At 64.8% G+C, this 26,168-nt stretch carries 23 protein-coding genes; 7 read left to right on the top strand and 16 right to left on the bottom strand.

From position 1 onward, the window contains the following. Positions 1 to 7: 7 nt before the first annotated feature. Positions 8 to 1,171: a hypothetical protein gene (locus GO608_RS01905; RefSeq protein ID WP_211159449.1), complete on the bottom strand. Its 1,164-nt coding sequence runs from the start codon at positions 1,169 to 1,171 to the stop codon at positions 8 to 10. Here GO608_RS01905 and GO608_RS01900 point away from each other — a divergent pair. Beyond that, positions 1,170 to 2,111, top strand: a complete 942-nt coding sequence (locus GO608_RS01900; RefSeq protein ID WP_169199140.1) for a competence protein CoiA family protein — start codon at positions 1,170 to 1,172, stop codon at positions 2,109 to 2,111. The genes GO608_RS01905 and GO608_RS01900 overlap by 2 nt on opposite strands. A 65-nt stretch (positions 2,112 to 2,176) precedes the next feature. On the opposite strand, the gene GO608_RS01895 is transcribed toward GO608_RS01900, so the two are convergent. The 7 genes from GO608_RS01895 to GO608_RS01865 all read right to left on the bottom strand — a co-directional run bounded on the left by GO608_RS01895 (position 2,177) and on the right by GO608_RS01865 (position 10,297). Beyond that, a complete protein-coding gene (locus tag GO608_RS01895; RefSeq protein ID WP_169199141.1) occupies positions 2,177 to 4,462 on the bottom strand; it encodes a helicase in 2,286 nt (761 codons plus the stop codon). Between the two features lie 122 nt (positions 4,463 to 4,584). Further along, positions 4,585 to 5,601 carry a hypothetical protein gene (locus tag GO608_RS01890; RefSeq protein ID WP_247002764.1) on the bottom strand — a complete coding sequence of 339 codons (1,017 nt, stop codon included), beginning with the start codon at positions 5,599 to 5,601 and terminating at the stop codon, positions 4,585 to 4,587. A 272-nt stretch (positions 5,602 to 5,873) separates the two neighbouring features. Further along, positions 5,874 to 6,218: a hypothetical protein gene (locus GO608_RS01885; RefSeq protein ID WP_169199142.1), complete on the bottom strand. Its 345-nt coding sequence runs from the start codon at positions 6,216 to 6,218 to the stop codon at positions 5,874 to 5,876. Positions 6,219 to 6,325: 107 nt separating this feature from the next. Next, positions 6,326 to 6,949 carry a hypothetical protein gene (locus GO608_RS01880; protein ID WP_169199143.1) on the bottom strand — a complete coding sequence of 208 codons (624 nt, stop codon included), beginning with the start codon at positions 6,947 to 6,949 and terminating at the stop codon, positions 6,326 to 6,328. 175 nt (positions 6,950 to 7,124) lie between these two features. Then, positions 7,125 to 8,222: a DUF6094 domain-containing protein gene (locus GO608_RS01875; RefSeq protein WP_169199144.1), complete on the bottom strand. Its 1,098-nt coding sequence runs from the start codon at positions 8,220 to 8,222 to the stop codon at positions 7,125 to 7,127. Positions 8,223 to 8,744: 522 nt separating this feature from the next. Then, positions 8,745 to 9,398: a DUF3275 family protein gene (locus tag GO608_RS01870; RefSeq protein WP_169199145.1), complete on the bottom strand. Its 654-nt coding sequence runs from the start codon at positions 9,396 to 9,398 to the stop codon at positions 8,745 to 8,747. 392 nt (positions 9,399 to 9,790) lie between these two features. Next, positions 9,791 to 10,297, bottom strand: coding sequence for a DUF3577 domain-containing protein (locus GO608_RS01865; protein ID WP_169199146.1), 507 nt, complete (start codon positions 10,295 to 10,297; stop codon positions 9,791 to 9,793). 764 nt (positions 10,298 to 11,061) lie between these two features. Here GO608_RS01865 and GO608_RS01860 point away from each other — a divergent pair. The 4 genes from GO608_RS01860 to GO608_RS01845 all read left to right on the top strand — a co-directional run bounded on the left by GO608_RS01860 (position 11,062) and on the right by GO608_RS01845 (position 13,961). Next, a complete protein-coding gene (locus GO608_RS01860; protein ID WP_169199147.1) occupies positions 11,062 to 11,424 on the top strand; it encodes a hypothetical protein in 363 nt (120 codons plus the stop codon). 75 nt (positions 11,425 to 11,499) lie between these two features. Beyond that, on the top strand, positions 11,500 to 12,381 hold the full coding sequence (locus tag GO608_RS01855) for a DNA-binding protein (protein ID WP_169199148.1): 882 nt from the start codon (positions 11,500 to 11,502) through the stop codon (positions 12,379 to 12,381). Between the two features lie 675 nt (positions 12,382 to 13,056). Continuing rightward, positions 13,057 to 13,632 (top strand): hypothetical protein, encoded by a 576-nt coding sequence (locus tag GO608_RS01850; RefSeq protein WP_169199149.1) that lies wholly within the window; start codon positions 13,057 to 13,059, stop codon positions 13,630 to 13,632. Beyond that, positions 13,629 to 13,961, top strand: a complete 333-nt coding sequence (locus GO608_RS01845; protein WP_169199150.1) for a helix-turn-helix transcriptional regulator — start codon at positions 13,629 to 13,631, stop codon at positions 13,959 to 13,961. Before GO608_RS01850 ends, GO608_RS01845 begins: the two co-directional genes overlap by 4 nt. Positions 13,962 to 13,978: 17 nt before the next feature. Here GO608_RS01845 and GO608_RS01840 read toward each other — a convergent pair whose 3' ends face one another. The 3 genes from GO608_RS01840 to guaB all read right to left on the bottom strand — a co-directional run bounded on the left by GO608_RS01840 (position 13,979) and on the right by guaB (position 18,600). After that, positions 13,979 to 15,202: a tyrosine-type recombinase/integrase gene (locus GO608_RS01840; protein ID WP_169199151.1), complete on the bottom strand. Its 1,224-nt coding sequence runs from the start codon at positions 15,200 to 15,202 to the stop codon at positions 13,979 to 13,981. Between the two features lie 314 nt (positions 15,203 to 15,516). Next, entirely contained in the window at positions 15,517 to 17,082 is a 1,566-nt protein-coding gene (gene guaA, locus GO608_RS01835) for a glutamine-hydrolyzing GMP synthase (protein WP_169199152.1), read from the bottom strand. 57 nt (positions 17,083 to 17,139) lie between these two features. Then, on the bottom strand, positions 17,140 to 18,600 hold the full coding sequence (gene guaB / locus GO608_RS01830; protein ID WP_169199153.1) for an IMP dehydrogenase: 1,461 nt from the start codon (positions 18,598 to 18,600) through the stop codon (positions 17,140 to 17,142). 81 nt (positions 18,601 to 18,681) lie between these two features. On the opposite strand from guaB, the gene GO608_RS01825 reads away from it, so the two are divergent. Next, positions 18,682 to 19,170 (top strand): DUF4124 domain-containing protein, encoded by a 489-nt coding sequence (locus tag GO608_RS01825; RefSeq protein WP_169199154.1) that lies wholly within the window; start codon positions 18,682 to 18,684, stop codon positions 19,168 to 19,170. A gap of 35 nt (positions 19,171 to 19,205) precedes the next feature. Here GO608_RS01825 and GO608_RS01820 read toward each other — a convergent pair whose 3' ends face one another. Both GO608_RS01820 and GO608_RS01815 read right to left on the bottom strand, forming a co-directional pair. Beyond that, positions 19,206 to 19,529, bottom strand: a complete 324-nt coding sequence (locus GO608_RS01820) for an RnfH family protein (protein ID WP_169118314.1) — start codon at positions 19,527 to 19,529, stop codon at positions 19,206 to 19,208. Positions 19,530 to 19,531: 2 nt separating this feature from the next. Beyond that, positions 19,532 to 19,969, bottom strand: coding sequence for a type II toxin-antitoxin system RatA family toxin (locus tag GO608_RS01815; RefSeq protein WP_053421874.1), 438 nt, complete (start codon positions 19,967 to 19,969; stop codon positions 19,532 to 19,534). A gap of 108 nt (positions 19,970 to 20,077) precedes the next feature. Here GO608_RS01815 and smpB point away from each other — a divergent pair, with 108 nt between their 5' ends. Then, a complete protein-coding gene (gene smpB / locus GO608_RS01810) occupies positions 20,078 to 20,524 on the top strand; it encodes an SsrA-binding protein SmpB (RefSeq protein WP_169199155.1) in 447 nt (148 codons plus the stop codon). An 81-nt stretch (positions 20,525 to 20,605) separates the two neighbouring features. Here smpB and GO608_RS01805 read toward each other — a convergent pair whose 3' ends face one another. Genes GO608_RS01805 through ku form a run of 3 tightly spaced genes read right to left on the bottom strand, consistent with a single transcriptional unit; the run spans position 20,606 to position 26,002 of the window. Next, positions 20,606 to 22,177, bottom strand: coding sequence for a protein adenylyltransferase SelO (locus tag GO608_RS01805; protein WP_169199156.1), 1,572 nt, complete (start codon positions 22,175 to 22,177; stop codon positions 20,606 to 20,608). A gap of 25 nt (positions 22,178 to 22,202) precedes the next feature. Beyond that, on the bottom strand, positions 22,203 to 24,956 hold the full coding sequence (ligD, locus tag GO608_RS01800; RefSeq protein WP_169199157.1) for a DNA ligase D: 2,754 nt from the start codon (positions 24,954 to 24,956) through the stop codon (positions 22,203 to 22,205). Further along, complete coding sequence (gene ku / locus GO608_RS01795) at positions 24,953 to 26,002, bottom strand: non-homologous end joining protein Ku (RefSeq protein ID WP_169199158.1); 1,050 nt, start codon at positions 26,000 to 26,002, stop codon at positions 24,953 to 24,955. The genes ligD and ku overlap by 4 nt, the downstream gene beginning before the upstream one ends. Between the last annotated feature and the right edge of the window lie 166 nt (positions 26,003 to 26,168).

Below are 26,168 nucleotides of genomic sequence, written 5' to 3'. Positions count from 1 at the left end.
TAGGGCCTTACGACCGTGGTTGCCTCGTTTCACTCGTCATGGATCGCATGAGCGGGAGCCCCTCACGTCGAACATGGTCGAACGAAAAGACATGCGCCGCCGGCGCCTCCTCGCAACGCCCGATGAGGCTCCACACATGCTTCAAACCGCCCGAACGCGCTACGACCTTGCCGCCGCACAAGGGGCACGTCGCCGTGTAGCGAACGGCCTTGATGGACTTCTCTGGGTGCCGCGGAGGGCAGCGCCACTCAACCAGGCGGTCATCATCGACCGATTGCATCCACCACGGCGCCAGTGCAATACGCCACCGGTGCAGCATCAGAAGCGTGCCTAAGGTGCTCCAGAAAATGTAGCCGAAGACCCCCGCGCCGATCAGTGCATTCGCGCTTTCACTCACCGAACGCTTCGTCACCATTGTCAGAGGTACGATCAGCACGGCGAGGAAGACAACGAGGATGCCGGCAATGAAGACACTGCGAAGTGCGTGCCGCCTCCAGCCTGACAGCAGGAAGCCCTGTGCGAAACTTCGGGCCAGCCAGGATGCGTCTTCAACATCCTCGCAGATGTAACTAACGCCTTCGTCGCCGCTGGAAACGCTACCTGAAGGGCGCGGTGCGGGTTCGGCGAGTGGTCCCGGGTTTTCATCCTGCTCTTCGCCGTCCGAGACTTTCGGCAAAGGAACGAGGCGGAAGCAATACCGTGTCGGGTTGCCCTGCCCGCCGCCCTCGTCCCGCGACAACTCAGGGGCGACATCGAGCCCGAGTTGCAGAAAGCGCTGGCGAACACCTTCCTCTTTCGTTGGCCAGGTCTTCGTGACCAGGTTGCCCCAGTGGTCCCGAACCTTCCCAGCCGTGTCCTCCCAGATATCGCCCTTTACCCAGTTCCGGCCAATCACAGCTCCTACTGCCTCGGCGATCTCCAGAGCGTCGAATCCACCCTCAGCCCGTTCAGGATGACGCTGCGTCAGCAGCAACAGCGCCCTCAATACGGAAACATTTAGCAGCCGCGACTCGCGCCACCCTGCAGCAAGACCGTCAAGACACTTGGCTGCAAAAACAATCGCTTGCGTATTCACAAACCCCCTTTCAACCCGGTTTCCCGGGTGTTCTGGCAAAGCAGCCTGCGCGGTAATTCCACTCGTCACTGTCATCGACGAAGGAGCAATCAACATGGAAGCCACGAGTCTGCTGCAATCATTTGCCATTGCCAAGGACGGCCGGGTGGTCTCGGTAGAAGAGGTTGAGCGGGGACAGGCGTGCGAATGTATGTGCCCGTCCTGCCGTCGCCCACTCATTGCACGCCAGGGAGATGTCCGGGTCTGGCACTTTGCACATGCAACCGGCGCCGACTGCGAAGGAGGCGCCGAGAGCGCGCTGCATCTTGCCGCGAAGACCGCGATCGAGCGGGCCTGCGGGATCACCTTGCCGGGACTGTCCGTGCAGCGCTCCGTCACGCTGCCAGACGGTCGCCGCGGCACAGGCGAAGCCTCCATTGCGGAAACGTGGGTCGACTTCGCAACGGTCAGGATCGAAGTTAATCTCGGTCCGGTGGTCCCCGACGTCGTGGGGGCGACTGCCTCGGAGTCCTATCTCATCGAAGTTGGAGTGACCCATTTCGTCGATCAAGAGAAACTTGCCGTTCTACGCGAGCTCGGCCAGCCGTCGGTTGAGATCGACCTTCGTGGCTTTGATCGCGAGTCCTGGGACTGGGCCGCCCTTGAAGAGATCGTGATCCGAGGCGCTGGAGGCAAGCGCTGGCTGTTCTATCCCGCGGAGCAGGCGCTAATCGCGGCAGCGACCGAACAGGCTCGTTCTACCGCCGAATCGATGCCCGCACCAAAACCCATTCCGCCCATGCAAAAGGCGAAACCGCCGAGAACCCGCTATTGGCCGGATGGCCGGATCGTGGATCTGACGGATTTCCCGTTCGGGATCGCGCTCTGGAGTCCCTACGATGCTCAGTTCAACGAAGTGGTGAAGGCCTGGTGCCGGGTCTTCGGCGGGCGGTGGCAGGCTGCCCACAAGAACTGGCTCTTTCCCTTGGAGGCCAAGCCGTTCCTGGTCGCCGAGATAGCGAAGCGCCAGACCCGCTCGCCGGCAATCATTACGTGAGACGAGGTCGCATGCGAGAAGAAGGAGAATCCAGGACGAGGGCTGCCGCCCCCGCCCTGGATTCGTCAGGCCGCCAACCTCTTGGCCAGCGCCACCTCGATGCTGTCGCCGGTCTGGTTAAGGACGTCGAGGCCCGTCTCCGGCATGTCACCCGACGTGGATTGCGCCACGGCAATCTTCTGGGCCATGAGTGCAAGGCAGTCCATTTGGGCCGAATCCGCGTATCCGAAGAAGTGCACGGCCACGTCGTTGCGCTGCCCGATGCGCCATGAACGGCGCGAGGCCTGCTGCAGGGTGTAGCAGTTGTAGCCCGACTGCATGTAGGCGATGGTCGGAAAGTCGAGCAGGTCCAGCCCGGTTTTCACGAGTTCCGGGTTCGTGATCAGCACGTCGACGCCACGTTCGACCTGATCAGCCACCCAGTCCTCGCGTCGCGCCGCGTCGACGCTCGCGCGCAGCACAGCCACCTTGAAGCCGGTGCGTTCCAGGTGGGCCCGCAGGCGACTCGTGGTGTCCCGGGTTCCGGTGTAGATCGAGTAGGCGAGCACCTTGCGGCCCCTGCCCTTCTCGTGCCGGCAAAGTTCGATCAGCGCCGCTTCCTTCGGGCTCACGTCCCCGTCGGCGAAGATGGCCCGCTGATATGCAAGCTGGGCGCCCGTTCGAGGATGCCTGACGAGCTCGTCGCGGAAGCAGCAGTCAGGCCAGGCGAGCAGCACCTGGAGCACCACCCCGAGCAGCGTCGCGTCACCGCAGCGCAGTGCCTGGCGCAACTCGGCTGTCAGGACGGCGGCGAGCTTCGTGTAGCCCTCGCGCTGGGTCTCCGTCATCACCACCGATTCGAACACCTCGCGATACGGTGGAAGCACGTCGCCACCGATATCCTTGAGCTTCAGGAAGACCGTGCAGGGCAGCACGTATCGCATGATGCCCTTCGGGCCGAAGCCGGGGGCTTTCGCCGTTCGATGGCTGATCGTCTTGCCCTTCGCGGTCCGATGGGAGCGGCTTTCCAACTCGCGGTAGATGTCCTTCACGACACCGTGATCGCGCATGAAGGCCATTGCTGCCGGGCCCAGGCTGCGACGTACGTTCGGGCGGTAGCCGTCGTCGATCATCGCCCTCGGATTGAGACGCCAGAGGAGGTAGAACAGATCCTCGGCGTAGCCGCCCATCAGGGTGCCGGTCAGCAGGAGCGTCTTGCTGCATTTGGCGGCCAGGACGCCCATGGCTTGTCCCTGTGCGCTTCCGGCGTTCTTGTACTCGTGCCCCTCGTCGACCACCAGCAAGCCGAAGTAGCCTTGGGGCAAATACCGTTTGACGAATTCCGTCGCCTGGTAGTCGCCCTGGCCGAAGCCGATCTCAAGGGCAGCCATGGCGCGCTCCATGCGTGCGGCCTGGCGGTCGGAGAAGACGAGCTCGCCCTCCTCGTCCATCAGGTTGATGAACTCGTGCACGTTGTCCGCCAGCATGTCGCCGAGCATTTCCTCGCCGAATCGTTGGACCAGGTTCTCGGCGGTCTTCGCGCCGATGGTCGGCAGCTGCTGCAACGCGTCCACGACGAGCTCGCGGTGCGAGCGCTGCGGCTTGCCCTTGCGGGTCAAGGTCCACAGCCGCGCGCCGCAGTGCGGGCAAGCGGTTCGATTCTCGTCGAGCACCACCTTGGCCCGCGCCGCCGACATCGGCAGCTCGGCGTCATTGGCCTTGTCCGTCAGCCATTGCCCGCAGTCCGGACAAATGGCGTAGGCGGCGACGTGGCGCGCGCCGAGCTCGTCCCGATACACCGTTCTACGTACATTGAACGCGGGCCGCCAATGAAAGCCCATGCGCATCCGCACTCGCCCGAGCACGAAAAACTCCGGCACGGCGGGTGCGGTGCGCATCGCGCGCAGGGTGAGGAGCTTGTGCAGCGTGTCCGGCCCATTGAGGATCCAGACGCGAGCATCGGGCACGGTCAGCAGGATCTCCCGGCGCCACTTGTACACCAGGTGCGGCGGGGACAGTACCAGGGTGCGGCGCAAACCCGCCTCGTGCATCACGACGGACGCGGCGATCGCCATCATGGTCTTGCCGGTTCCCATCTCGGCGTTGAGGATCGCCGCGGGGTCGCCGGCGTCGAGCAGCAGTCGCGTCACGGCTTGGACGGCATCGCGTTGCGCCGGAAAGGGCTTTCGGGACAGCCGATCCATCAGCGCATCGCGCCGCGGGTCCGCCACGCCGTCATAGACGGGCGGATTCTGGCGTCGAACGGCGTCCAGCAAGCTGGCGCCGAAGTCGTCGACGAACTCGGCCAGCGACAGTTGGGCAGGCTCCGGAAGGACGAGAGCCGGCGCGAAGCCAGCATGTGCGAGATGCATGGAGGTCTCCTTCAGAAGGCGGAGACCGACCCCATGCGGGGTACGTGTCCCCGCATGGGTTTGAGATGAAAGAAAGGGGCGACAGCCGTCAGGCACACCGTATTCGCCGGTGAGCTTTTCGCTCAGTACTCGTCGGGCAGCAGCAAGGTCGTGACGCTGCGGTCCGCTTCGGTGATGATCCACAAAGTGTTGGCGCCGTAGCCCGCGCTCGGTCGAGCCGGATCGATCGGATATGCAGCAAATATGCGGCAGTCACCCAATCGAACGGCTTCGTCGTTCTGCTCAGGCTCGGAGCTCACACCCCAATCGCCCCGCACGTAGGCGCGGAGACAGCGGTCGACGAGGTCCGGATGACGTTCGAGGAGCAGTTCGACCCCTGCCGTCATAACCACGCGACCGAGTTCGAACAAGGGTTTGGCCGAAGCCTGCGCGCGCGGCAAGGCTTCTGCGATCACCCGGATTCGTTCCGCCGCGTCGGCGGCCAGGTCGTCCGCCTCGAGCGTCAATAGACCCTGCTTGACGGCCATCGAAACGATGTCCTGGAACCGCTCCTCGAGCGTGACGCGGACGCCCCGGACTTTGCCGAGTGGTGGGAACTTGAAGCGGCTCAGTGGCATGCAGAGCCGATCGCCCAGGCCGTCGAGCAGCGGATCGCACCAGTGTTCGAGGAGCGGCAGCGGGCTGAGGTCCTGGATCAGAGCCCATAGTTGGGAGCGCGGCACTTCGTGCTCGTCACTCACCAGCCAGGCGGTTGCCCCCGGCCGGTCGGGCTGAACCAGAACCGGGTCGTAAAGCCACGTATGGGTCAGGGATCCAAACAGGTTCCGGTCAGGGAAACGACCCGTGAACTTCTGCAGCCGTTCCGGCTCCGGGACGAAAACCGTGTGTCGTGCTCCCTCCTCGGTCAGGTTGAAGCTTGCCTGCCCCGCCTGGAGCAGGCCGCCCTGATCCCGACGCACCGAGAATGCCGACATGAACTGCAGCACGGAGGTGTCGCGTCCATACAGGGAGAGCAGCAACAGCTCGCCGTCTTCGCCGCGGACGCAGGCATCCGCGTACAGATCGGAGAAACCCTCGATCGACAACATGATGGGTTCCGCCTCAATCGCCCGTGGCGACCGGATTTCGACGTTTTCCATGACAGAGCTCCTCGTGAGATGGGGAGATGCCGCCCCCATCGGGGAAGCGGATCTTCCCGATGGGGTGGATGAATGGACGAAGACCCCGGGCCCCGAAGGGCCGTCGCTGTTTCAGGGGCTGACAGTGCGCGGCGCCGACTCAATCGAGTCGCCGGCAATTTCATGAAGTCGCTTTCTCCATTGCCTCGCTTTCTTCATTGCCGCATCGAGGCAGTGGAGAAAGGCCCCGCACCGACTGGCACGGGGGAAAGACAACTCCTTGGACTCGGTTCTCAATGCATGTGGACGGTCAGTCGAGGCGCCGCCGTGCGCGCAGGCAGCCACACCCGCCCGTTGTAACTCACGTAGGCGATCTGCTGGCCGCAGCCGTCGAAGACTTGTCCGCCCGCCCAATTGCCGCCGCCGACGTTGTGCTCGTCGATGAAGCGGCACACGGCGCGGCTCGCGTCTCCGAGCGTCGCGACCGGCAGCAGTCGATTCCGGACGCTGAGCAGTGGTTGTGCGGGATCCTGACCCAGGTCCGGGTTACCGGCCGTCATCAGGGCGACACGAAGCGGCTGAAGCTGCGCGAGCTCGTACTCGTCCGCCACGCGGTCGAAGTTTCGCGATTTGTGCATGATTCGCTCCTGAATGTCCCGTCGGAGGCCCCGCCCGCCGGGCGTGCGACCCGACGGGTGATAAAGGGGGCAGAGGACTTGCGGCGGCACAGCCGCCCCAGGAGAAGCTATCGATCGCTGATGCGCCGGACCGGAAGCAAGAGCAGTTCGCCTTGCGCCAGCGCCGACATCAGCACCTTGTCGCTCGGCACACGTACCGACCGCGCGATCGCATCGAAAAACGGCGACTGATCGGTGAGATGGTCCGACAGGAGGCGCGCCACGTCGCTCAGCACATGGTGGACGGCCCCGCCGGCAGCGGCGGAATCACGCGTGTCCTGCAACCGCTCCGCAACGTGCGTCAGAAGCGCGGCGCCCAACGGAAACAGGGCCTCCGACCAATCGATACCGCCGTCGCGCCCGATTGGGATCTCCATCTGGTCGGCGCCCGCCTCGGGGAGCAGTGCGCACAGGCGATTCAGGGTGCTCGCCAGCGCGTGGTTGAAGTTGGCCCGAACCACTCGGAGGGTCGACCAGAAGGTCTCGGCCTCGTCGGGCGCCCGGCACGCCAGCGGCCAGACGACCTCCGTCTGCGCAAGAGGGCCCGGGTGGCACAACAACGTGGTCTGAAGATACTCGAGGCACCCCGCTCGCCACTCGGGATCCGTCATCGAGCGCTTGCGGCCCGCGCTCGATGGCAGGGGCACATCACGGTGTCGCACGAGCACCCACATATCGATTTCCTGCTGCATCGCGTTTCTCCCAATGAATGATAGATGGCTGGAAGGCAACACCAAGGTGAGCTCGCCCCGGAGAGGGAGACCCTTCGGGTTGCCACGGTGGAGGTCAAAGTGCCGGCGCCGAGGGCCGGCAAGGCGAGGCGGAGCGGTGCTCCACCCGATCCAAGTGCAGCGCGTCTGCCCTGCCCTATTGGATCGTGACGACAGACCCGAACCTGGACCCTGGCGTGAAGTCGATCCCGCGTATCACGGGTACGAAACGGTCGGTGAGAATGACGGTTTCACTGACGGTCCCGTCCGGACTTTCCGCAAATTCGACGGAGCGGGCCTTGTCCTTGTACGTGTCGCCCTTGATCAACAGCGTGCGACCGCTGCCGGAGGTCACGATGCCGTGAGCCTGGCCCGCCGCCAGCGCCAGCGCCAGGTGCCATCGCCCCATTTCGGTCAAGGGCGGGCGGTGGGCGCATTTCGTACCACCGAAGTGGATCCGGAACTGCGGCCAGAGCGTGTGGGGGTGCAGTCGCGCCACCTCGGCCGCGAGCTGTGCGGCGTCGATGCGGACCGCGTGGAAGTGACCTTCCCCACCGGCAATCTCGGGCACGGCATACGGCTCGGCGGTCCAGCACTCGGGCAACACCTGGTCGAGCGCCTCGCCCTTGCCGGCGGCGATGAGCGCCGACACGGTGCGCGGTTCAGACCGGTCCGAGCGGCGCCGAACGCCGAACACCACGCACTGCTTGAACTGCTGCTCCGGCGCCATATGGAAGCGAATGCGATCGAAGTTGCGGGAGAGGAGGCCTGCGAACTCCGCATCGAGCACGTAGTAGGGCACGATAAGAACGAGGACGCCCCCGAACGCGAGGCTTTGAAAGGTCCGCCGGAAGAAGATCTTCTCGAGCCGGTCCGGTCCTTTGTCGCCGGTCTGCGCCCGATCCGCCACCGCATCTCCATAGGGCGGATTGAGGAACAAGAGCCCCATCGATCTGTGCGCTACGACGACGTCCTGAATGTCGGCATGAATCGCGAGGTGCAGGACGGATTTCGCATGCCAGGCCCGCTCGGCATCGAACTCGACGCCGAATGTCTGAACGGCGGCACCGCATTCTGCCAGCGCCTCGCCGACTCGGTGGAGTGCGGCGCCTTCTCCACAGCACGGATCGAGGATCCGCAGCGCATTGCCCGCCACATCGAGGGCGACAACGATCCGCTCGAGCGTCGCCTGGTCGGTCGGAAAGTAGCCGTTCTTGATGAAATTGCGCGCGAGGCGCGGGAATATCAGGGCCATGGAATCTTCTCCTCGGAGAGAACATGCGGGGGACGCAGACCCTCCACGGGTCGATCGCGACCCGCGGGTGGTGGTGGACGATGTCCCGGAGCGATAGGCTCGGTCCTGTTGCAGGGACTGACAGGCTGATGCATCAGGCAACACGCGCGGCGGGCCGATCGCCGCACGCTGCAAACGGACTCCCATCGTCGGTCTGCCCGGGCAGGCCGACGATGGGAACCCGCTGGTTCCGCTTGAACGAGACTTGAACGATGCCTCCGTCACACCCGCGGACCCAGGCGCATTGCCCTGGAAGCCCGTGGCTCGGGTGCGAGGCACCCCTGTGGAAGGCGTGGGTGCCGATGAAAGGGCGCGCGGGGCAAAACCGCCGACGCAAATGCCGCAACACATCGGGCGTGCTGCTGCCCAGTTGTTCATGGCCCCTCGCGGGCTTTCCGAAACGCACTGGTCCCGTGACGCAGTGAGCTCGATTCAGAAAGCCCGCGCGCGGGCGGGCGGCCGGCGTCGGCCGCCGGGATTGTTCTACGAGGAGCCCGCCTTCGCGGCGAGGTAGGCCTGATACCGGTCGGATTCCTCCGGATACCAAACCTGCTCTTCCGGCACAAAGCCGTATTGGAGTCCGGCTTTCAGGCGGTTGCGCTGCGCCCGAAAGCGCCGGCGATCATCGAGGGTCGGATCGAGCCTCACCGGTTGGCGCGCCGCGACCAGCGTGTGGAGTTCATCGCCGAACAGCGCGAGGTCGGGCGATTCATCCGGCCCCGTGGTGGGCGACGCCGGCGGCGCCCCATCGCCCTGCCCGCGTTCGATCGCGGGCGCATTGCTTGCCTCCAGCTCGCGATGCCCAACACCTGGATCACCGGTGTGGGCCGAGACCTCGTCAGCGGGGTCCGGTTCGATCGGCGCTTCCGGCAAGCTCCTTTCGGTGCCGCTATCAACGTGCAGATCGACGAGTCGGGCGCGGATCTCCAGCACGAGCCGGCCATTGCTGGCGTAGGACCAGGGGAAGATACGCTGGATGATATAGCGCCCCGCGTAGCTCCCTTCCTCGAACTGGTCGAGGATGGGATCCTTGACGCGAAACTCGCCGATGTCGGTCAGCAGGTCGCCGACACAGAACGGCCCATTGGCCCCCTTGATACGCTTGATGTTCAGGGTCCCTTCGACGGTAATGCTCACGATCGCGATCTCCGAATGTGACATCGGAGGCCTGCCCACCCGAAGGGGACGAGCGCCCCGATGGGTGGTTGAGAATCGGACACCGAATGGGTCAAGCCCTCGGCGCGTGCGACACAAGGGGGCCACCAACGTGATCGGTGGCCCCGGCTTTGAAACATGCACCGGGTTTCCGGACCGGTACAGGATCGAAGCGGACAGGCAAATCCCTGCCGACGGACCCCGGGCCTGACGGCCGTCCCAGTTTCAGGGGCTGACTGGGCGCACGACGCACGTTTTTGCCGAAACGTGCAAAACGGCTGGAAGACAACGAAAGCTTCTTTCTTCAGACCGTGGCCTGGAGAAAGAGCCCTTCTTGATGAAGGGCTCCGGGGTTGAAGCGGCTGACCGGGTGATCACCCGCTGGTGCCGTTGCGTTCCTGATGAATGCTTTCGGCCGATTCCTGAACAGCTATGGTCTTCGGGCGCTCGAAGACCGTTTCACCGTCCACCTTGACGTGCGTCAGCAGCAGCAGACGGCCCTTGATGATGACTCTCGGTTCCTTACCGGGTTCGCCGGTTTCTGAATCCTTGACGTCCGCATAGTAAAGATGTGGGTAGATATCGCCCACGCGGAATGACACGAAGACCTTGCGATCCTGCTGCACATCCGGCTTGAAGCGTTCAACGAGCTCGGTACACTCGGCGCCGACCACTCGAAGGTCAAAGTACGTGTACGCGGGTTCCGTGACGGATCCATGAACAGCATTGATCGCGCATGCGAGAAAGGGCTCGCCTCGACGACCACCGCCACGCGGTTTCACCCACCGGACCCGGCCCAAATAGCCGCATCCCTTGGTATGCAGATCGAAATGCTCCTTCTCGGGAGCGGAGTTGGAAGCAACTTGCTTGGATTCGGTCATGACGGTCTCCAGACGAAAAAAATCGGGAGACCACATCCCATGACCGGGAAGAGGATCTTCCCGATCGGGTGGGTGACACAAACGGAACCCCAGACCTGACGGTCGTTCCGGTTACAGGGGCTGACCGGACGCAGGACAACGGCCAAATGGCCGATTGCTGACGGTGATTCTACGCCACGAGCACGTCCCGTCAACGGGGCAACGCCACCGAACCCATGGCAGCGTGCCACTGCAAGTGCGCACACCCGCCGTATTGCGCCCTGACAGCGGCGCAGCGATGCGAGCGCACCTTCAGCCTGAGCAAGACGCCTGTCAAACCGCCTTGCATTTCGCCGTTTGATCAGCGATAGTCCCGCGGACGGAGATGATCTCTTCCGCCCGACGGCGACCTACGCGTACGATTGCGGCCAGCTTCCGATCGGACAAGACCCACTTCGGAACGTGTCCTGGGTACGCGGGGCCCCGATCGCCCCTATTCAGTCCGGCAACGCCGAACCACCCGGACGCCGCGTGCTTGCCTCGACCATCCCTTCTTCGGCCACACGACCTCTCGCCTTTGCGGCGGCAGCTGATGCGCCGCATTTGACGCCGCCCCCGCACGTTTGACGCCTCCAGACAGGGGGCTGGCGCCCCTTCCATCACGGGAAGGCCCGACGCGCCGATTGCTCTCCCCGATGGAATTCCTCTGCTCGAGGACCTGCACACAACCTGGCGCCCTCCGCGCCGTGATGACATGACATTCCCCTGACATGGAGGTGAGGGATATGAACGTCGTACACATCAACACCCATCCATCCCGCCTGCGACCGGGTGAGCTGGCGATCCATCGCGAGCACGGATGGGTCGAGATCCTCGAACGCACCGGACCACTGCTGCGCATACGCTGGATCGACTGTTCACCGGTCGCCCACGAGGACCTCGCCCCCGACGAGATCGACGGTGAAGTCCTCACCGCCTGGGAAGACTGGGTCGGGTGCGAAAGCCTAAGGCCGATGCCGAGACCGTCACTGGGCGGTAAGTCGGCGGCTCGAACACCCCTTGATCTGGCGGCCCGACGAACGCCACCGGCGGGCCAAGGACCTGAGACGTCCGCGAAATCGCTCCACCACGAGAATCAACGAGGCTGAATAGAGGATGGAGTGGAGCCTTGAGTCGTACCGTAACCAATCGTACGTAACGTATCGTACAGGAGACGACGAGACATGCCCCGGGAAGCCAGCATCACCTACGAGCAGGTGGCGGCCATCGCCGATCGGATCAAAGCCGCCGGCGGCAAGCCCACCCCACGCCAAATCCGCGAGCGTCACGGCAGCGGCAGTTTGGGCACCATCCACAAGCTGTTCCAACGATGGGAAGGCAGCGACCCCATCTCGACCGAAGCGGGTTCTGCCCTCCCCCCAGCGCTGCAACGGGCAATTCTCGATTTCGTGACGCAGGAACGGGCAACGGCGCGGGCCGACCTCGACGCCAAGTTGTCCGACGTGCAAGCGGCTGCCGACGAACTCGCGGCCGAGAGCGAGCGTCAGACCGACCACATCCAGACGGTGGAGGACGCCCTGCAAGCGTCGCAGGAAGAGAAGGCGGCGCTCGCCGGAAAGATCGAGCAGCTGGAGATCGACCGCTCCGCCGTCCGGGATGAAGCGACCCGTGAGCGCCAGGCAGCCGAGACCACCCGCACCGAGTTGGCCAAGGCACAGGTTCGACTCGACGCCATGCCCATCCTCGAAAGGGAGAACGAACGGCTACGCAGTGCCGTAGACGCCGAGCGCGCCGCCCGCACCGATGCCGAACGTCTGGCCGCGATCGCCGAGGCGAAAGCCGCAGGCCTCGCCGAGCGCCTGGCGGATACCCAGGCGCGCCACACGCATGAAGTGGCGACGCTCGACAGCCAGCTGCAGGATCACAAGCGCCGTGACGCGACCCTCGAGGCAGAGCTGTCGACGATGCGCAAGGAGTCCCGCGACCTGGCCGCTCGTCTGGCTCAAGCCCATGGCGAGTTGGAAGCGCTACGCGCCCAGAATGCCGGCCATCTGGACGTCATCAAGGGCATCACCGCGCAAAGCGCCGTGACGGGCGCTTCGTAAAGGTCCACGCGGCCGACGCTGACGATGTCGTGCGCACGGGGACCACTCCTTTGCCGCCACCCACCGACAGAGAACCGGACCTCGCAATCGCCACATTGTGAAGCGGCCCCTTGACGAGCCGGCGTATGGCGCCTACGAATATATTCAACGTCCGGTCAGCCCCTGTAACCGGAACGACCTTCGGGTCCGGGGTCAGCCTCACGATTCATGTCGATCTCGGTGGGAGACGCCTCTCCGACATTCTTCGAAGAGAGACCGATGTTCTCCTACTCCCCCGCCCTCCGGCTCCTTCCCCGAGCGCCTCTCCTACGGCCATACCTATCCTGAGGCGATTCAGGTGCCCACTTACATCAAAGATCGCACCAGGAACTTAGGCAACACCTCGGCAGCATCCCGTCTTGGGTAATTCGCCGGGACTTGCCAAACGGCGATCATGCCGGTATTTTTTTCTCTCGTCTCAAAAGCGCTACGCCACCCCTTGAGACGCGGCGGGGACGCCTCGCTCTCTCGCTTCACGCGACTCGCTCGCTCATTTCCTTGCTCGTCGATCGGCTCTCCACGCCGCTCTGACTTCGTCTCGTCCTGATTCCCCGCCTTGCGACCGCTGCAATCGCCGTCGGCCGGCCTTGGCATGCATCGACCATTCGGACAACGAACGCCAGCAAGGAGAAACAGATGAAACATGAATCCCAGGCGGCGCACGTCATGCGCCGAACCGCCGGCCGGATCGGTGCCGGTCAGGACCGTGGAGGAAACACAGCACCGGGCCAGGTAAGCATCGGGGACATCGCCCATGTCCTCGCGAGCACGTGCTGCTTCGCGGGGCGCGCGCACACCTTCTATTCGGTGGCGCAGCACGACTATCTGGCGAGCACCATCGTGCCGCCCGAAGACGCCCTGGCGGCGCTCCTCCTCCACGCCGGAGATGCGCTCAGGAAACTGCTCGCCGCGTGCCTCAATGCCGAGAGCCAGACGACCGCAGACATTCTGGCCGACCTCGGCGCCCCGCCCTGCCTGCCGCCATCGGTCAAGTACGCGGATCTCGTATTACGCGCCATCGCGCGGCGCGATCTCGACCCACCCCACGACGACGCATGGATCGGTACGACGCAGGCCTCGCCCCTCGCCCGCCCGATCCAACCTCTTGCGCCCATCGTAGCGAAGCATCTCTTCCTCGATCGTTACAACGAACTCACAACTCTCCGCCTCGGTGGCGCTGGAGATTCCGGCTGCAGGGAGGCCACCCCATGACCCATACTCACGAAGATTCTTCTATCGGGGAGCAAACCCCTGATCAGTGGCCTGCGGGCAGTCGTGCCCTTCACGAGGCCAAGGTGCTGCCCCTGAAACGCACCATCCGCCGCGACGAGCTACGCCGCATGGTTCCGCTGGCGGACTCAACGATCTATCTGCTGGAGAAGAAAGGTGAGTTTCCACAGCGCTTCAACCTCACGTCGCGCTGCGTCGTCTGGGACTACGATGAGGTCGTCGCCTGGATCGTCGCGCGGCGCGACGCTGCACTCGGGCCGGCTCCGGGACCCGATGTACGCAAGCGGCGGGCGCGACCCGTGAGGGCATGAAAAAGCCGATCGCGGGCCTATTTTGCTCGGGCACACGGCTCAGACTTACTGCGTGCCACCACCCAGCTATCGACCATATCGGCCCACTGCTGCAGCATGTCACGGCGCTGATCTGCATATTCGGCGCGGTTGTAGACCGCCCTCACCCCACGTTGCTCATGGGCGAGGCACTTTTCAATCCAATCCGAATTGAATCCCGCCTCGTGCAGCAGGGTCGAAGCCGTGCGGCGCAAGTCATGCACCGTGAACCTTTCCAATGGAAGTGCGCGTTCAATGGCCCGGTCGACTGCAACATCAATCACCCGATTCAAGGTCGCATTGGAGATCGGCTTGTCGACGTCATAACGGGAGGGTAATAAGTAGGACGACCCTCCCGCACAGGTTTTCAGCGCAACGAGGATGTCGAGAGCCTGCTGTGACAGATACACGTTGTGAGGCCGGCGCGCCTTCATCCGTTCTTTCGGAATCGTCCAGACCGCTTTCATAAAATCGACCTCATCCCAGGTCGCGGCCAGCAATTCGCCCTTGCGCACGAGTGTCAGCAGGAGCAGACGCAGCGCTAAGCGAATGGTTGGCAGCGTGGACACCTCTTCGAGGACAAGCAAGAAGATGCCGACTTCCTTTTCGGACAGAGCACGGTCCTTCGGCAAAAAGGTCGCTATCGAAGAAGGGCGAACGATCTCGGCAGGGTTCTTCACCCTCTGGCCGCGTTCGATCACCCAGCGATAGACCTGATTCACAACGTCTCGGGCGTGCACCGCGGTGGCTGGAGCGCCGCGCTTGAGCACTGCATCGCATAGGTCACGCACGTCGGCGTCAGTGATCTCCTCGAGTTTTCGCCGTCCGAATTTCGGCAGCACGTCGCGCTCGAGGACGCTTTGGCGCATTGCGCGGGTACTGTCGGCCATACGATAACCTTGGAGCCAGGCGCTCGCGGCGTCCCCAAAGGTCTTCGCCTCACGTGCCTTGCGCTTCGCCCTCCGCCTTTCTGCCGAAGGCGATACTCCCTCGGCCGCCAGGCGGCGAGCCTCCACCGCTTTCCCCCTTGCCTCGGCTAAGGACAATCCTTCAGGCCCATAGCGTCCAAGTGTCAAGGTCTCGCGGCGACCGTTGATGCGGTAGTCGAGCCGAAACGTGATGCCTCCTGTCGGCGCCACCACGACGTACATGGCGTCGCGGTCGGCGACTTTGTACGCCTTCTCAGCTGGCTTGAGGCTCTTCAGTTTGACGTCTGTGAGCATTGCGGCCACCTCTCATCGGTTTACCGTCACCCGACCTGAAGGTTTACCGTCAGATGGCATCGATCAAACGATAGACGGTAAACCCGCGCCATGAAAGGCGTTCAGCCGCAGTTTACCGTCAGGAGCGCCGATTACCGCTGACGGTAAACGCTGCTCGCGCTCGCAGCCCTTTCCAACAATACCGTCAAAAATACCGTCAAATTGAGTTGGCTGGCACCGATTGTCATCGATAGCAGTGAAGAGCAAAGTCCCATGAAATCAATGAGGTTATCGGTCTTAGCGATAGTCCGCGATAGTGGGTGGAGGACGCAGAATCATTCCCACTCGATCGTCGCGGGCGGCTTACCGGAGATGTCGTACACCACCCGATTGATGCCGCGCACTTCGTTGATGATGCGGTTCGAAACTTTGCCGAGCAGGCTGTGCGGCAGCTCCGCCCAGTGCGCGGTCATGAAGTCCTGAGTCTCGACCGCGCGCAGTGCGACCACGTACTCATACGTGCGGCCGTCGCCCATGACGCCGACGCTCTTGACCGGCAGGAACACCGCGAAGGCCTGGCTGGTCTTGTCGTACCAGTCGGCGGCGCGCAGTTCGTCGATGAAGATCGCGTCGGCCCGGCGCAGCAGGTCGGCGAACTCTTGCTTCACTTCGCCGAGGATGCGCACGCCCAAGCCCGGGCCCGGGAACGGGTGGCGATAGACCATCTCGTGCGGCAGCCCGAGCGTGATGCCGAGCTCGCGGACTTCGTCCTTGAACAGTTCGCGCAGCGGCTCGAGCAGTTTCAGGTTGAGCGTCTCGGGCAGGCCGCCGACGTTGTGGTGGCTCTTGATCGTGTGCGCCTTGCCGGTTTTCGAGCCGGCGGATTCGATCACGTCCGGGTAGATCGTGCCCTGCGCAAGCCACTTTGCATTCGGCAGCTTCTGCGCCTCGGCCTGGAACACTTCGACGAACTCGCGGCCGATGATCTTGCGCTTCGCCTCCGGGTCCGACACGCCTTTCAGGTGTCCCATGAACTGCTCGGTCGCATCGACGTGGATGACTTTGACGCCGAGGTTGCGGGCAAAAGTCAGCATCACCTGTTCGGCTTCGTTGAGCCGCAGCAGGCCGTTGTCGACGAACACGCACGTCAGCTGCTCGCCGATCGCGCGATGCAGCAGCGCCGCGACGACGGAAGAATCGACGCCGCCGGACAGCCCGAGAATGACCTCTTCCTGGCCGACCTGCGCGCGCACTTTTTCGATCGCCTCGTTCGCGTAGTCGGGCATGTTCCAGTCGTGCCCGCAGCCGCAGATCTCGTGCACGAACCGGGCGATCATCTCCTTGCCCTTGATCGTGTGCGTGACCTCGGGGTGGAACTGCACCGCGTAGAACTTGCGCACCTCGTCGGCCATGCCGGCGACCGGGCAGGATTCGTTGCTGGCGATGACCTTGAAGCCCGGCGGTAGCGCCGTGACCTTGTCGCCGTGGCTCATCCACACGTCGAGCAGGCCATGGCCTTCGTCGTTCGTCCGGTCCTCGATGCCGCGGAAGAGTTCGGAATGACCGCGGGCACGGATCTCGGCGTAGCCGAACTCGCGCTTGCCCGAGCTTTCGACGGTGCCGCCGAGTTGCTGGGCCATCGTCTGCATGCCGTAGCAGATGCCGAGCACCGGCACGCCGAGCTCGAAAACCGATTGCGGCGCGTGCCAGCCGACCGCTTCATAGACCGAGTTCGGGCCGCCCGAGAGGATCACGCCGGCCGGCGCGAACTCGCGGACGAAGTCGTCGGAGACGTCGAACGGATGGATCTCGCAATACACCTGCTGCTCGCGCACGCGGCGCGCGATGAGCTGGGTGACCTGGGAACCGAAATCGAGGATGAGGATTTTTTGGTGTGCCATGACGGGACCGGAAATGAGAAGGGCGGCCGCAGCCGCCCCAAGAACGTCTGAGCCGAATCAATCGACGTGGTAGTTCGGCGCTTCCTTCGTGATCTGCACGTCGTGCACGTGCGATTCGCGAACGCCGGCGGAGGTGATCTCGACGAACTGCGCCCGCTCGTGCATCGCGACGATGGTGTCGCAGCCGAGGTAGCCCATCGATGCGCGCAGGCCGCCGATCAGCTGGTGGATCACCGCAGTGACCGCGCCCTTGTACGGCACGCGACCTTCGATGCCTTCGGGCACGAGCTTGTCGGCGTTGCCGTCGGACTCCTGGAAATAGCGGTCGGCCGCGCCCTGCTGCATTGCGCCGAGCGACCCCATGCCGCGGTAAGACTTGTACGAACGGCCCTGGTAGAGCACCGTCTCGCCGGGCGCCTCCTCGGTGCCGGCGAAGAGGCCGCCGAGCATCACGACGTCGGCTCCGGCGGCGATCGCCTTGGAGATGTCGCCCGAATAGCGGATGCCGCCGTCGGCGATCAGCGGCACGCCGGTGCCGGCGAGTGCCGTTGCGACGTTGTCGATCGCCGTGACCTGCGGAACGCCGACGCCTGCGACGATGCGCGTCGTGCAGATCGAGCCGGGACCGATGCCGACCTTGACCGCGTCGGCGCCGCAATCGACAAGCGCCTTTGCCGCCGCGGCGGTCGCGATGTTGCCGCCGATCACTTCGACATGCGGGAAGTTCTTTTTGACCCAGCGGACGCGATCGAGCACGCCCTGCGAGTGGCCATGCGCGGTGTCGACGACGACGACATCGACGCCCGCCTCGACGAGCGCTTCGGCGCGCTCCTCGGTGCCCGCCCCGACACCCAGCGCCGCGCCGACGCGCAGCCGGCCGAGGTCGTCTTTCGCCGCCAGCGGATGCTCGGTCGACTTCATCATGTCCTTGACGGTGATGAGCCCGCGCAGTTCGGCCGCGTCGTTGAGCACCAGCACCCGCTCGAGGCGGTGCTTGTGCATCAGGCGGCGCGCTTCCTCGAGGCTGTCGCCCTCCTTGACGGTGACGAGACGCTCGAACGGCGTCATGATCGCCGACACCGGCTGGTCGAGATTGGTCTCGAAACGCACGTCGCGGTTCGTCACGATGCCGACGACACGCCTGTTCTCGACAACCGGCAGGCCGGAGAACTTGTGCAGGCGGGTCAGCGCCATCACATCGCGCACGCTCATCGTCGGCGGAATCGTGATCGGGTCTTTCAACACCCCGGATTCGAAGCGCTTCACCTTCGCGACCATCGCGGCCTGCTGCTTGACCGCGAGATTCTTGTGCAGGATGCCGATGCCGCCTTCCTGCGCCAGCGCGATCGCGAGGCGGGATTCGGTCACGGTATCCATGGCGGCGGAAACGAGGGGAATGTTGATCCGGATATTCCGCGTCAATTGCGCCTTGAGGCTGACATCGCGCGGCAGAACGGTCGAGTGGGCAGGCACGAGAAGGACGTCGTCGAACGTCAGCGCCTTCTGAATCACTCGCATGGCTTCTTTCCTTTCGGCCAAATCCGTATTATACAGATCGCGCCCGCGCGTTGTAAGCGGCGCTTCCACGGAGTCCGACCGATGCGCCGCATCAATCTCTTTGTCATCAGCCTGCTCGTCGCGCTGCCCGCCGGTGCGCAGATCTACCAGTGGCGCGATGCCGAGGGCCGGGTGCATTACTCCGACACGCCCCCGGCCGGCGAGAACGCGACGACGCTGCGCTCGGCCGTGACACCGACGGTTCAGCCGGGCAAGGATGCGGCGACCGGCACCGGAGCGGGCGGTAGCGCAGAAGCGGCAAAACCGGAGACGCTCGCGGAGCGGGATCTCGCTTTCCGGCAGCGCCGCGCTGAAGCGGCGGAAGCCGCCGCGAAGGCCGAGCAGGAACGCCAGCAGTCGGCCCAGCGACAGCGCGATTGCGAGCAGGCGCGCAACCAGCTGGTCGCGCTGGAATCCGGCCAGCGCCTCGCGCGCTTCAATCGCGACGGCGAACGCGAAGCGCTCGGCGACGAAGGCCGCGCCGACGAGATCGCGCGCACGCAAAAATTCGTCGAATCCGCCTGCAGGTAACGCTCGGCGACCTCGGCTTTACTCCTCCCTCGGCGTTACTCCTCGCCTGCCGGCCCGCCGCCTTTTTTCATGACCTTGCCTTCCTCGGCGCGCTTCTTGCGCACTGCCTTCGGGTCGGCGATCAGCGGACGGTAGATTTCGACGCGGTCGCGGTCACGCAACGGGGTGTCGAGCCGGGTCAGCTTCGCATAGACGCCCACCTTGTTCGGCCCGTCAAGGTCGATTTCCGGATGCTTGGCAAGAATCCCCGAGGCTTCGATCGCGTCGCGCACGGTCGCACCTTCCGGCACGCGCACTTTCAGCAATTCCTGCACCTGCGGCAACGCATAGGTGACTTCGACAGTGATCAGATCGGCCATGCTCAGCTCTTTGGATAGACTTGGTTCGCCCGTTTCACGAACGAATCGACGAAGGTGTTCGCGATGTGATTGAACACCGGCCCGAGCGCCTTTTCCAGCAGCCGGTTCGAGAATTCGTAGTGCAGGTTGAACTCGATCTTGCACGCGCTCTCGCCGAGCGGCGTGAAATGCCAGTTGCCGTCGAGATGCTTGAACGGACCGTCCCTGAGCCGGATCAGCATTTTCACCGGCGCGAGCTTCTCGTTCTGCGTGCTGAAATGCGCCTTGAGCCCGTGATAGTTGATGTGCAGCGTCGCGACAGTGACTTTTTCCGTGCGCGCATGCACCTCCGTGCCGCCACACCACGGCAGGAATTGCGGGTAGTCCTCGCAGCGATCGACGAGCTCGAACATCTGCGCAGGCGTGAACTCGACCAGGACCAGCTTCTTGACGTCAGCCATTGGGGATAGGGACGGCCTCGGCGCCGAACTGCTAAAATCCGCGATTCTACCGCAAGCCGCGCGGCCGGCGCCGGCTTGAAGCACACGCCAAGGATCCACGACAAGCCCATGAGCATCATCGACAACCGCAAGGCCTTCCATGACTACTTCATCGAAGAGAAGTACGAGGCCGGGCTCGTCCTGGAAGGGTGGGAAGTCAAGGCGATCCGGGCCGGGCGTGCGAACATCAAGGAAGCGTACGTGATCCTGCGCGGCGAGGAGCTGTTCATCCTCGGCATGCACATCAGTGCGCTGCAAAGCGCCTCGACTCACGTCAAGACAGATCCGGTGCGCACCCGCAAGCTGCTGATGCACGCGAAGGAGATCGCGAAGCTGATCGGCAAGGTCGAGCGCGCCGGCTTCACGCTCGTGCCGCTCGACCTGCATTACGCGAAAGGTCGCATCAAGGCGACGATCGGGCTGGCGAAAGGCAAGAAGCAATACGACAAGCGCGAGTCCGAGAAGGAACGCGACTGGGAGCGCGACAAGGCGCGGCTGATGCGCGCCAAGACCTGAACGTCGCGCGCGTTTCGCGCACCTCCGTACGACCGCCTTCGTCGACCTCCGCTCTGGGGAGCCGGGACGGAGCCCAGAACATCACGAGCTGCACGACAGCATCGAACAGCCGGCACGGTTGCGTGCCCAGTCCGGCCGCTTGGCGGCGAATCGCTCGCGCCCCGGCTGCTCGTCGTACGGATGGCGCATGACGTCGAGCAGCTCGGAAATCAACGCATAGTCCCCCTGTTCGGCAGCGTCGATCGCTTCCTGCGCGAGGTAGTTTCGCAGCACGAAGCGCGGATTGGCGGCGTTCATGCGAACGCGGCGTCGATCGGCAGGCGTCCGCTCCTGCTTCACCCGCTTCGCGTACGCGGCGAGCCAGCTGTTCATCTCGGGCTCGGCAGCGGCGGCTTTCTCCACCGAATAGAATGCGTCGCGCAACGGATCGATCGAAGGCGCCTCAAGATCGAGCGACGCGAGGCCGCGGAAGAAGATCGTCATGTCGACTTCGGCCCGCGTCAGCAGCGCGTGCAGCGTCTCGACGAGCGCGGCATCCTCGTCGCCGAACGCCTCGAAGCCGAGTTTTGCGGCCAGCATGCGGCGGTTTTCTTCGTCGAAGACCCGGGCGTAAAGGTCCAGCCCCTCGTGCAGCGGTTCGGCCGCGCCGAACACGGGATACAGCGCATTCGCGAGCTGGAGCAGGTTCCAATGGGCGATGTGCGGCTGGTTGCCGAAGCGGTAGCGCTTACCGCCGGCATCGGTCGTGTTCGGTGTCCAGCCCGGATCGAAATTGTCGATCCAGCCATACGGGCCGTAATCGATCGTCAGGCCGAGGATCGACATGTTGTCGGTGTTCATCACGCCGTGCACGAAACCGACGCGCATCCACTGAGCGATCATTCGTGCCGTGCGTTCGCACACCATGCGAAACCACTCGGCACGGCGCGTTGCCGGTTCGCCCCCGAACTCGGGAAAGTCACGCGCGATCGTGAAATCGACGAGGCGCGTCAGCAGCGCCTCGTCGCCGCGTGATGTGAAGATCTCGAAATTGCCGAAGCGGATGAACGACGGCGCGACGCGACACACGACCGCTCCCGGCTCGGCTTTCGGTCGGCCGTCGTAGAACATGTCCCGGACGACTTTTTCGCCGGTGCCGACGAGGCACAGCGCGCGCGTCGTCGGCACGCCGAGGTGGTGCATCGCCTCGCTGCAGAGAAATTCGCGGATCGACGAGCGCAGCACCGCCCGGCCGTCGGCGTGGCGCGAGTACGGCGTGGGGCCGGCACCCTTGAGCTGCAGCTCCCAGCGCCCGCTGCGCCCGTCGCCCTGCGTGGGGACCGTTTCGCCGAGCGTGATCGCGCGGCCGTCGCCGAGCTGGCCCGCCCAGTTGCCGAACTGGTGGCCGCCATAACAGGCGGCATACGGCTCCATTCCCGGCATCAGCGCGTTGCCGGCAAAGACCGCGGCGAATTCGGGCGAGCGCACGTCCGACTCATCGAACCCGAGCAGCGCCGCGACTTCGGGCGACCATGCGATCAGATGCGGCGCGCTGACCGGCGTCGGCATTACGCGCGAGTAGCAGGCGCCGTGGACCTGGCGCACATCCGGCGACGGGTTCGGATCACCGGGCAGTTCGTGGACGAAACGGTTGTCGAATACGAGATTTTTCATGGGCCTTGCGGTTCCGCGGAGGGTTTCAGTCAGAGTCGCGCTGCTGCGCTTGGTTCGGGGTCTTGCGCGGCGGCGTCTCGCCGAGTGCCTCCCACATTTTGCCGGTCAGCACGAAGCGCTGCTGGGCGTAATCGCGCCACGGATCCTCGCGCAGCCGGGCGAGCCGGTCCGCAACGGTGAGGATCGTGAACGCGCCTGGTTTCAGTTCCGGCCCGAGCTCGTCCCACGCGAGCGGGGTCGATACCGGAGCGCCCGGGCGCGCCCGCGCGGCATACGCGCAGATCGCCGACGCCCCCGCGTCGTTGCGCAGGTAATCGACGAAAATCCTTCCAGCCCGCTGGTTCTTGGCCATGGTCGCGGTGAAGCGGTCCGGCAGGATGCGTGCGAGGTGAGTCGCGAAGGCTTTCGCAAAGCGCTTGACGTCGCCCCATTGATGACCGCGGCGCAAGGGCACGACGACGTGCAGACCTTTGCCGCCGGTCGTCTTCACGAAACTGGCGAGCCCGAGCTCTTTGAGCAGCCCGCGCACCAGCTGCGCCGCTTCGACGACTCGCGCCCACGCCAGTTCCGGCCCCGGGTCGAGATCGATCGTGATCCGGTCCGGCCGGTCCGCGCGCGGCATCGTCGAGCCCCAGGTATGGAATTCGACGACGCCGCGCTGGACCATGCCGATCACCCCTTCGAGATCCGTCACGTACAGATAGCTGCGGCGGTCTTTCGAAGACTCCCAGATGAAGCTTTCGACTCCGCCGGGCCGCTCCTGCCCCATGTGCCGCTGGAAAAAACACTCCGCCTCGCTGCCATCCGGACAGCGCAGCAGACTCAGCGGACGGCTTGCGACGTGCGGCAGCAGCCATGGCGCGATGTCTTCGTAGTAATGCGCGAGATCGGCCTTCGTCAGGCCAGCGTCCGGCCAGACGACGCGCTCGGGGTGCGTGATGACGATGCCGGCAACGCGCACTCCATCCGGGGCCGAAGGCGTGTTCGCCTTCGCCTTCGCCTTCGTCTTTGCCGGCCCGCCAGGCTCCTTCGAGGTTTTTTTCTTCTGCCGCGACGACTCCGCCCGCGACCACGGTTGTTCCGCCTGCGCTGTCACATCGGAACTCAGCGGGACCTCGTCCTGCACCGTATGGGCGGGCTTGTCCTCGCGCAATCCGACGAATGCTGCCTGGCGCAACAGGTTGTCACGCGTCCAGCCGGCGTATTCGACTTCGGCGACGAGCGTCGGACGCACCCAGTGCTGGCCAGCGCCACGCGGCTTGCGGGCGAACGGCGAGTCGTGGCGCTCGAGCGCGGCGAGCTGGCGGGCGAGCCCTTCGAGCGTCTCCCGATCGAAGCCCGTGCCGACCTTGCCAGCATAATTCAGCGCGCCGGCGTCGTCGTACAGCCCGACGAGCAGCGCGCCGAAGCCTTCCCGGGCGCCTCCCGGCTCGGTGTAGCCGCCGATGACGAACTCCTGCCGCGGCCGGCATTTCAGCTTGATCCAGCTGCGACTGCGGCCCGCGACGTAACGCGCATCGCCGCGCTTGCCGATCAGCCCTTCCATACCGAGGTGGCAGGCCTGCTCGAGCGCGGCCCCGACGTCGCCGGCGAAATGCTCGCTGTACACGATCGGCCCGCCCTCGCCGCCGGCGAGCGCAGCGGCGAGCCGGCGCTTGCGCTCGACGAGCGGCAGGGGCGCCAGCTCGTCTCCGGACAGCCACGGTGCGTCAAACAGGTAATAGACGATCCGGCCGGACGCACCCTGTGCGAACGCGTTCTGCAGCGCCTGGAAATCCGGCAAACCATCATCGCCATTGACGACGATCTCGCCGTCGAGCCAGCTGTCATCGAGTTGCAGCGCCGCGAGCGCCTTCGCGAGCTGCGGCATGCGGTGCGTCCAGTCCTGGCCGTTGCGCGTGTAGAGCGTGACGGTTCCCGCCTGGAGACGCGCCAGGATGCGATAGCCGTCGTACTTGATCTCGTACACCCAGCCTTCCCCGGGCGGCGGCTCGTTCACAAGGCTCGCGAGCTGCGGTGTGATGAAAGCGGGCAGCGCGGCGTGGCCGCGTTTTGCCGGTTTCGCCATTTTTCCTTCGGCTGCGGTTGCGCCTGCCCGAGGGGCCTTGCGCATTCGTCGACTTTCGGCGGGGGCAGACACGGGCTTTGTCGCCCCCGTTTCGCGCCGCCCGGCCCGTTCGTCGACGTGCTTCACGCTGCCCGGCCGGGTCACGGTGATCTCGGCCTCGTCGCCGACACGGGCCTCGTCGTCGTCCTCCTTGATCAGCAGCCAGTTGTGAGGACCTTCGCTGTCCTCTTCACCTGCCTTCGCGCGCATCCTCACGAGCGTCCAGCCTCCCTGCAGCTTCTCGCCGTCGAGACGGAACTTGAGCTTTCCGCGAGCGAGATCGGCGGCCGGATCGGGCGAGTCGGTCGACCAGCACCCGCGATCCCACAGGACGACTTCGCCTGCGCCGTACTGTTTGGCCGGAATCACGCCTTCGAAGTCACCGTAGTCGAGCGGATGGTCCTCGGTTTCGACCGCAAGCCGGCGCTCGGACGGGTCGAGGCTCGGACCTTTCGGCACCGCCCAGCTCTTGAGCACGCCGTCGAGTTCAAGACGGAAGTCGTAATGCAGCCGACGCGCGGCGTGACGCTGCACCGTGAAGGTCAGCGCGTCTTCGGCCTTGCCCGGAATGGTATTGCCGCCCGGCTCCGGCGTCGCGCCGAAGTCGCGCATCGCGCGGTAGCGCGCAAGCGGGTCACCTGCGCGGGCCTTGCCGGACTCGCTTCGCTTCATGCGCGCCGACGCCGCGTTTCACCCGCTGCCCGACCTCCGCCGTCCTTGCCCGGCTCGCCGGCAGGATTGCGGGACGCGGTCTTCCCGGCACCAGTGCTCCGTCCGGGAGGCACCGGTTTCCTCGCCGATGCCCCGCTCGCCGCGGATTTGCGCCCAGCGCTGCGCGACGGTCGCCGCGCAGAATCCTCGTCGGCGCCCGCCCCCTCCTCTTCATTTTCGCTGCGCGCCTTACCACCCGCGCGCCTGGGGGAGCGTCCTTCGAGGCTGCGCTTGAGCAGCGCCATCAGGTCGACGACCTCGGCCCCGGCCTCGGCTGGCTCCTTCGCCGGCGTCTCGGCGAGGACGTGCGTGCGCCCGGACTCGATCTTGGCTTCGATGCGCGCCATCAGGTCATCGCGGTAGGTGTCGCGGTACTGTTCGGGCGCCCAGTCCTCGACCATGTCTTCAACGAGGCGCTCGGCCATCTCGAGCTCCCGTGCGGTCACGCCGAGCTTCTTCAGGCTCTCGTCCGGCAGCTTCAGTTCGTCCACCGAGCGGATCTCGTCGGCGAAGCGCAGCGTGTTCATCAGCAGCACCGCGCCGACCGGGATCACCGCGGCCAGATGCTGGCGGCTGCGGATCACGACCAGCGCAAGCGCGACTCGGCGGGTCGCGCGCATGGTCTCGCGCAGCAGCGCATAGCCTTTCTCGCCACGGCGCCCGGGTTCGAGGTAGTACGGCGTATCGAAGTAGTAAGGCGGGATGTCGTCCTGCGACACGAAGCCGACGATCTCCACCGTCTGCGTCGCTTCGACGTTCGCCTCGCGGAAGTCCTCGTCGGTAACGACGACGTACTGGCCGTCCTCGTACTGGTAACCCTTGACGATGTCCGACGGCGACACCTGCTCACCAGTGCGCTTGTTGATGCGCTGGTAGCCGACCGGGGCGAAATCGCGGCGGTCGAGCAGATCGAGATCGAGCCGGTTTGCGGTGCTCGCGGGGTAAAGAGCGACCGGGACATGAACCAGACCGAAGGCGATGGCGCCTTTCCAGACCACCCTGGGCATGATTGCTCTCCTGCATGCCGGCGAAGACGTGCGGCCGGCGAAAGCCGGATTGCGCGCCCCGGGACCGGGAGTACAACGAAGCAATCGACGTTCCCCGGAAGCCTGGATCACCGCGGCGTCGGCAAGAAAAACGGGGCGGCGGCGCTGCGAACTTCAGCCGCGCTGC

Source organism: Aromatoleum buckelii (genome assembly GCF_012910785.2).
In the GTDB taxonomy this organism is placed as follows: domain Bacteria; phylum Pseudomonadota; class Gammaproteobacteria; order Burkholderiales; family Rhodocyclaceae; genus Aromatoleum; species Aromatoleum buckelii.
This window is presented reverse-complemented; position numbering and strand designations above follow the sequence as displayed.

What these genes read in the sequence shown, in the direction of transcription:
- GO608_RS01900 (WP_169199140.1), top strand. Translation starts at nt 1,170, where the DNA reads ATGGAAGCCACGAGTCTGCTGCAATCATTTGCCATTGCCAAGGACGGC.
- GO608_RS01905 (WP_211159449.1), bottom strand. Translation starts at nt 1,171, where the DNA reads ATGTTGATTGCTCCTTCGTCGATGACAGTGACGAGTGGAATTACCGCG.
- GO608_RS01895 (WP_169199141.1), bottom strand. Translation starts at nt 4,462, where the DNA reads ATGCATCTCGCACATGCTGGCTTCGCGCCGGCTCTCGTCCTTCCGGAG.
- GO608_RS01890 (WP_247002764.1), bottom strand. Translation starts at nt 5,601, where the DNA reads ATGGAAAACGTCGAAATCCGGTCGCCACGGGCGATTGAGGCGGAACCC.
- GO608_RS01885 (WP_169199142.1), bottom strand. Translation starts at nt 6,218, where the DNA reads ATGCACAAATCGCGAAACTTCGACCGCGTGGCGGACGAGTACGAGCTC.
- GO608_RS01880 (WP_169199143.1), bottom strand. Translation starts at nt 6,949, where the DNA reads ATGCAGCAGGAAATCGATATGTGGGTGCTCGTGCGACACCGTGATGTG.
- GO608_RS01875 (WP_169199144.1), bottom strand. Translation starts at nt 8,222, where the DNA reads ATGGCCCTGATATTCCCGCGCCTCGCGCGCAATTTCATCAAGAACGGC.
- GO608_RS01865 (WP_169199146.1), bottom strand. Translation starts at nt 10,297, where the DNA reads ATGACCGAATCCAAGCAAGTTGCTTCCAACTCCGCTCCCGAGAAGGAG.
- GO608_RS01860 (WP_169199147.1), top strand. Translation starts at nt 11,062, where the DNA reads ATGAACGTCGTACACATCAACACCCATCCATCCCGCCTGCGACCGGGT.
- GO608_RS01855 (WP_169199148.1), top strand. Translation starts at nt 11,500, where the DNA reads ATGCCCCGGGAAGCCAGCATCACCTACGAGCAGGTGGCGGCCATCGCC.
- GO608_RS01850 (WP_169199149.1), top strand. Translation starts at nt 13,057, where the DNA reads ATGAAACATGAATCCCAGGCGGCGCACGTCATGCGCCGAACCGCCGGC.
- GO608_RS01845 (WP_169199150.1), top strand. Translation starts at nt 13,629, where the DNA reads ATGACCCATACTCACGAAGATTCTTCTATCGGGGAGCAAACCCCTGAT.
- GO608_RS01840 (WP_169199151.1), bottom strand. Translation starts at nt 15,202, where the DNA reads ATGCTCACAGACGTCAAACTGAAGAGCCTCAAGCCAGCTGAGAAGGCG.
- guaA (WP_169199152.1), bottom strand. Translation starts at nt 17,082, where the DNA reads ATGGCACACCAAAAAATCCTCATCCTCGATTTCGGTTCCCAGGTCACC.
- guaB (WP_169199153.1), bottom strand. Translation starts at nt 18,600, where the DNA reads ATGCGAGTGATTCAGAAGGCGCTGACGTTCGACGACGTCCTTCTCGTG.
- GO608_RS01825 (WP_169199154.1), top strand. Translation starts at nt 18,682, where the DNA reads ATGCGCCGCATCAATCTCTTTGTCATCAGCCTGCTCGTCGCGCTGCCC.
- GO608_RS01820 (WP_169118314.1), bottom strand. Translation starts at nt 19,529, where the DNA reads ATGGCCGATCTGATCACTGTCGAAGTCACCTATGCGTTGCCGCAGGTG.
- GO608_RS01815 (WP_053421874.1), bottom strand. Translation starts at nt 19,969, where the DNA reads ATGGCTGACGTCAAGAAGCTGGTCCTGGTCGAGTTCACGCCTGCGCAG.
- smpB (WP_169199155.1), top strand. Translation starts at nt 20,078, where the DNA reads ATGAGCATCATCGACAACCGCAAGGCCTTCCATGACTACTTCATCGAA.
- GO608_RS01805 (WP_169199156.1), bottom strand. Translation starts at nt 22,177, where the DNA reads ATGAAAAATCTCGTATTCGACAACCGTTTCGTCCACGAACTGCCCGGT.
- ligD (WP_169199157.1), bottom strand. Translation starts at nt 24,956, where the DNA reads ATGAAGCGAAGCGAGTCCGGCAAGGCCCGCGCAGGTGACCCGCTTGCG.
- ku (WP_169199158.1), bottom strand. Translation starts at nt 26,002, where the DNA reads ATGCCCAGGGTGGTCTGGAAAGGCGCCATCGCCTTCGGTCTGGTTCAT.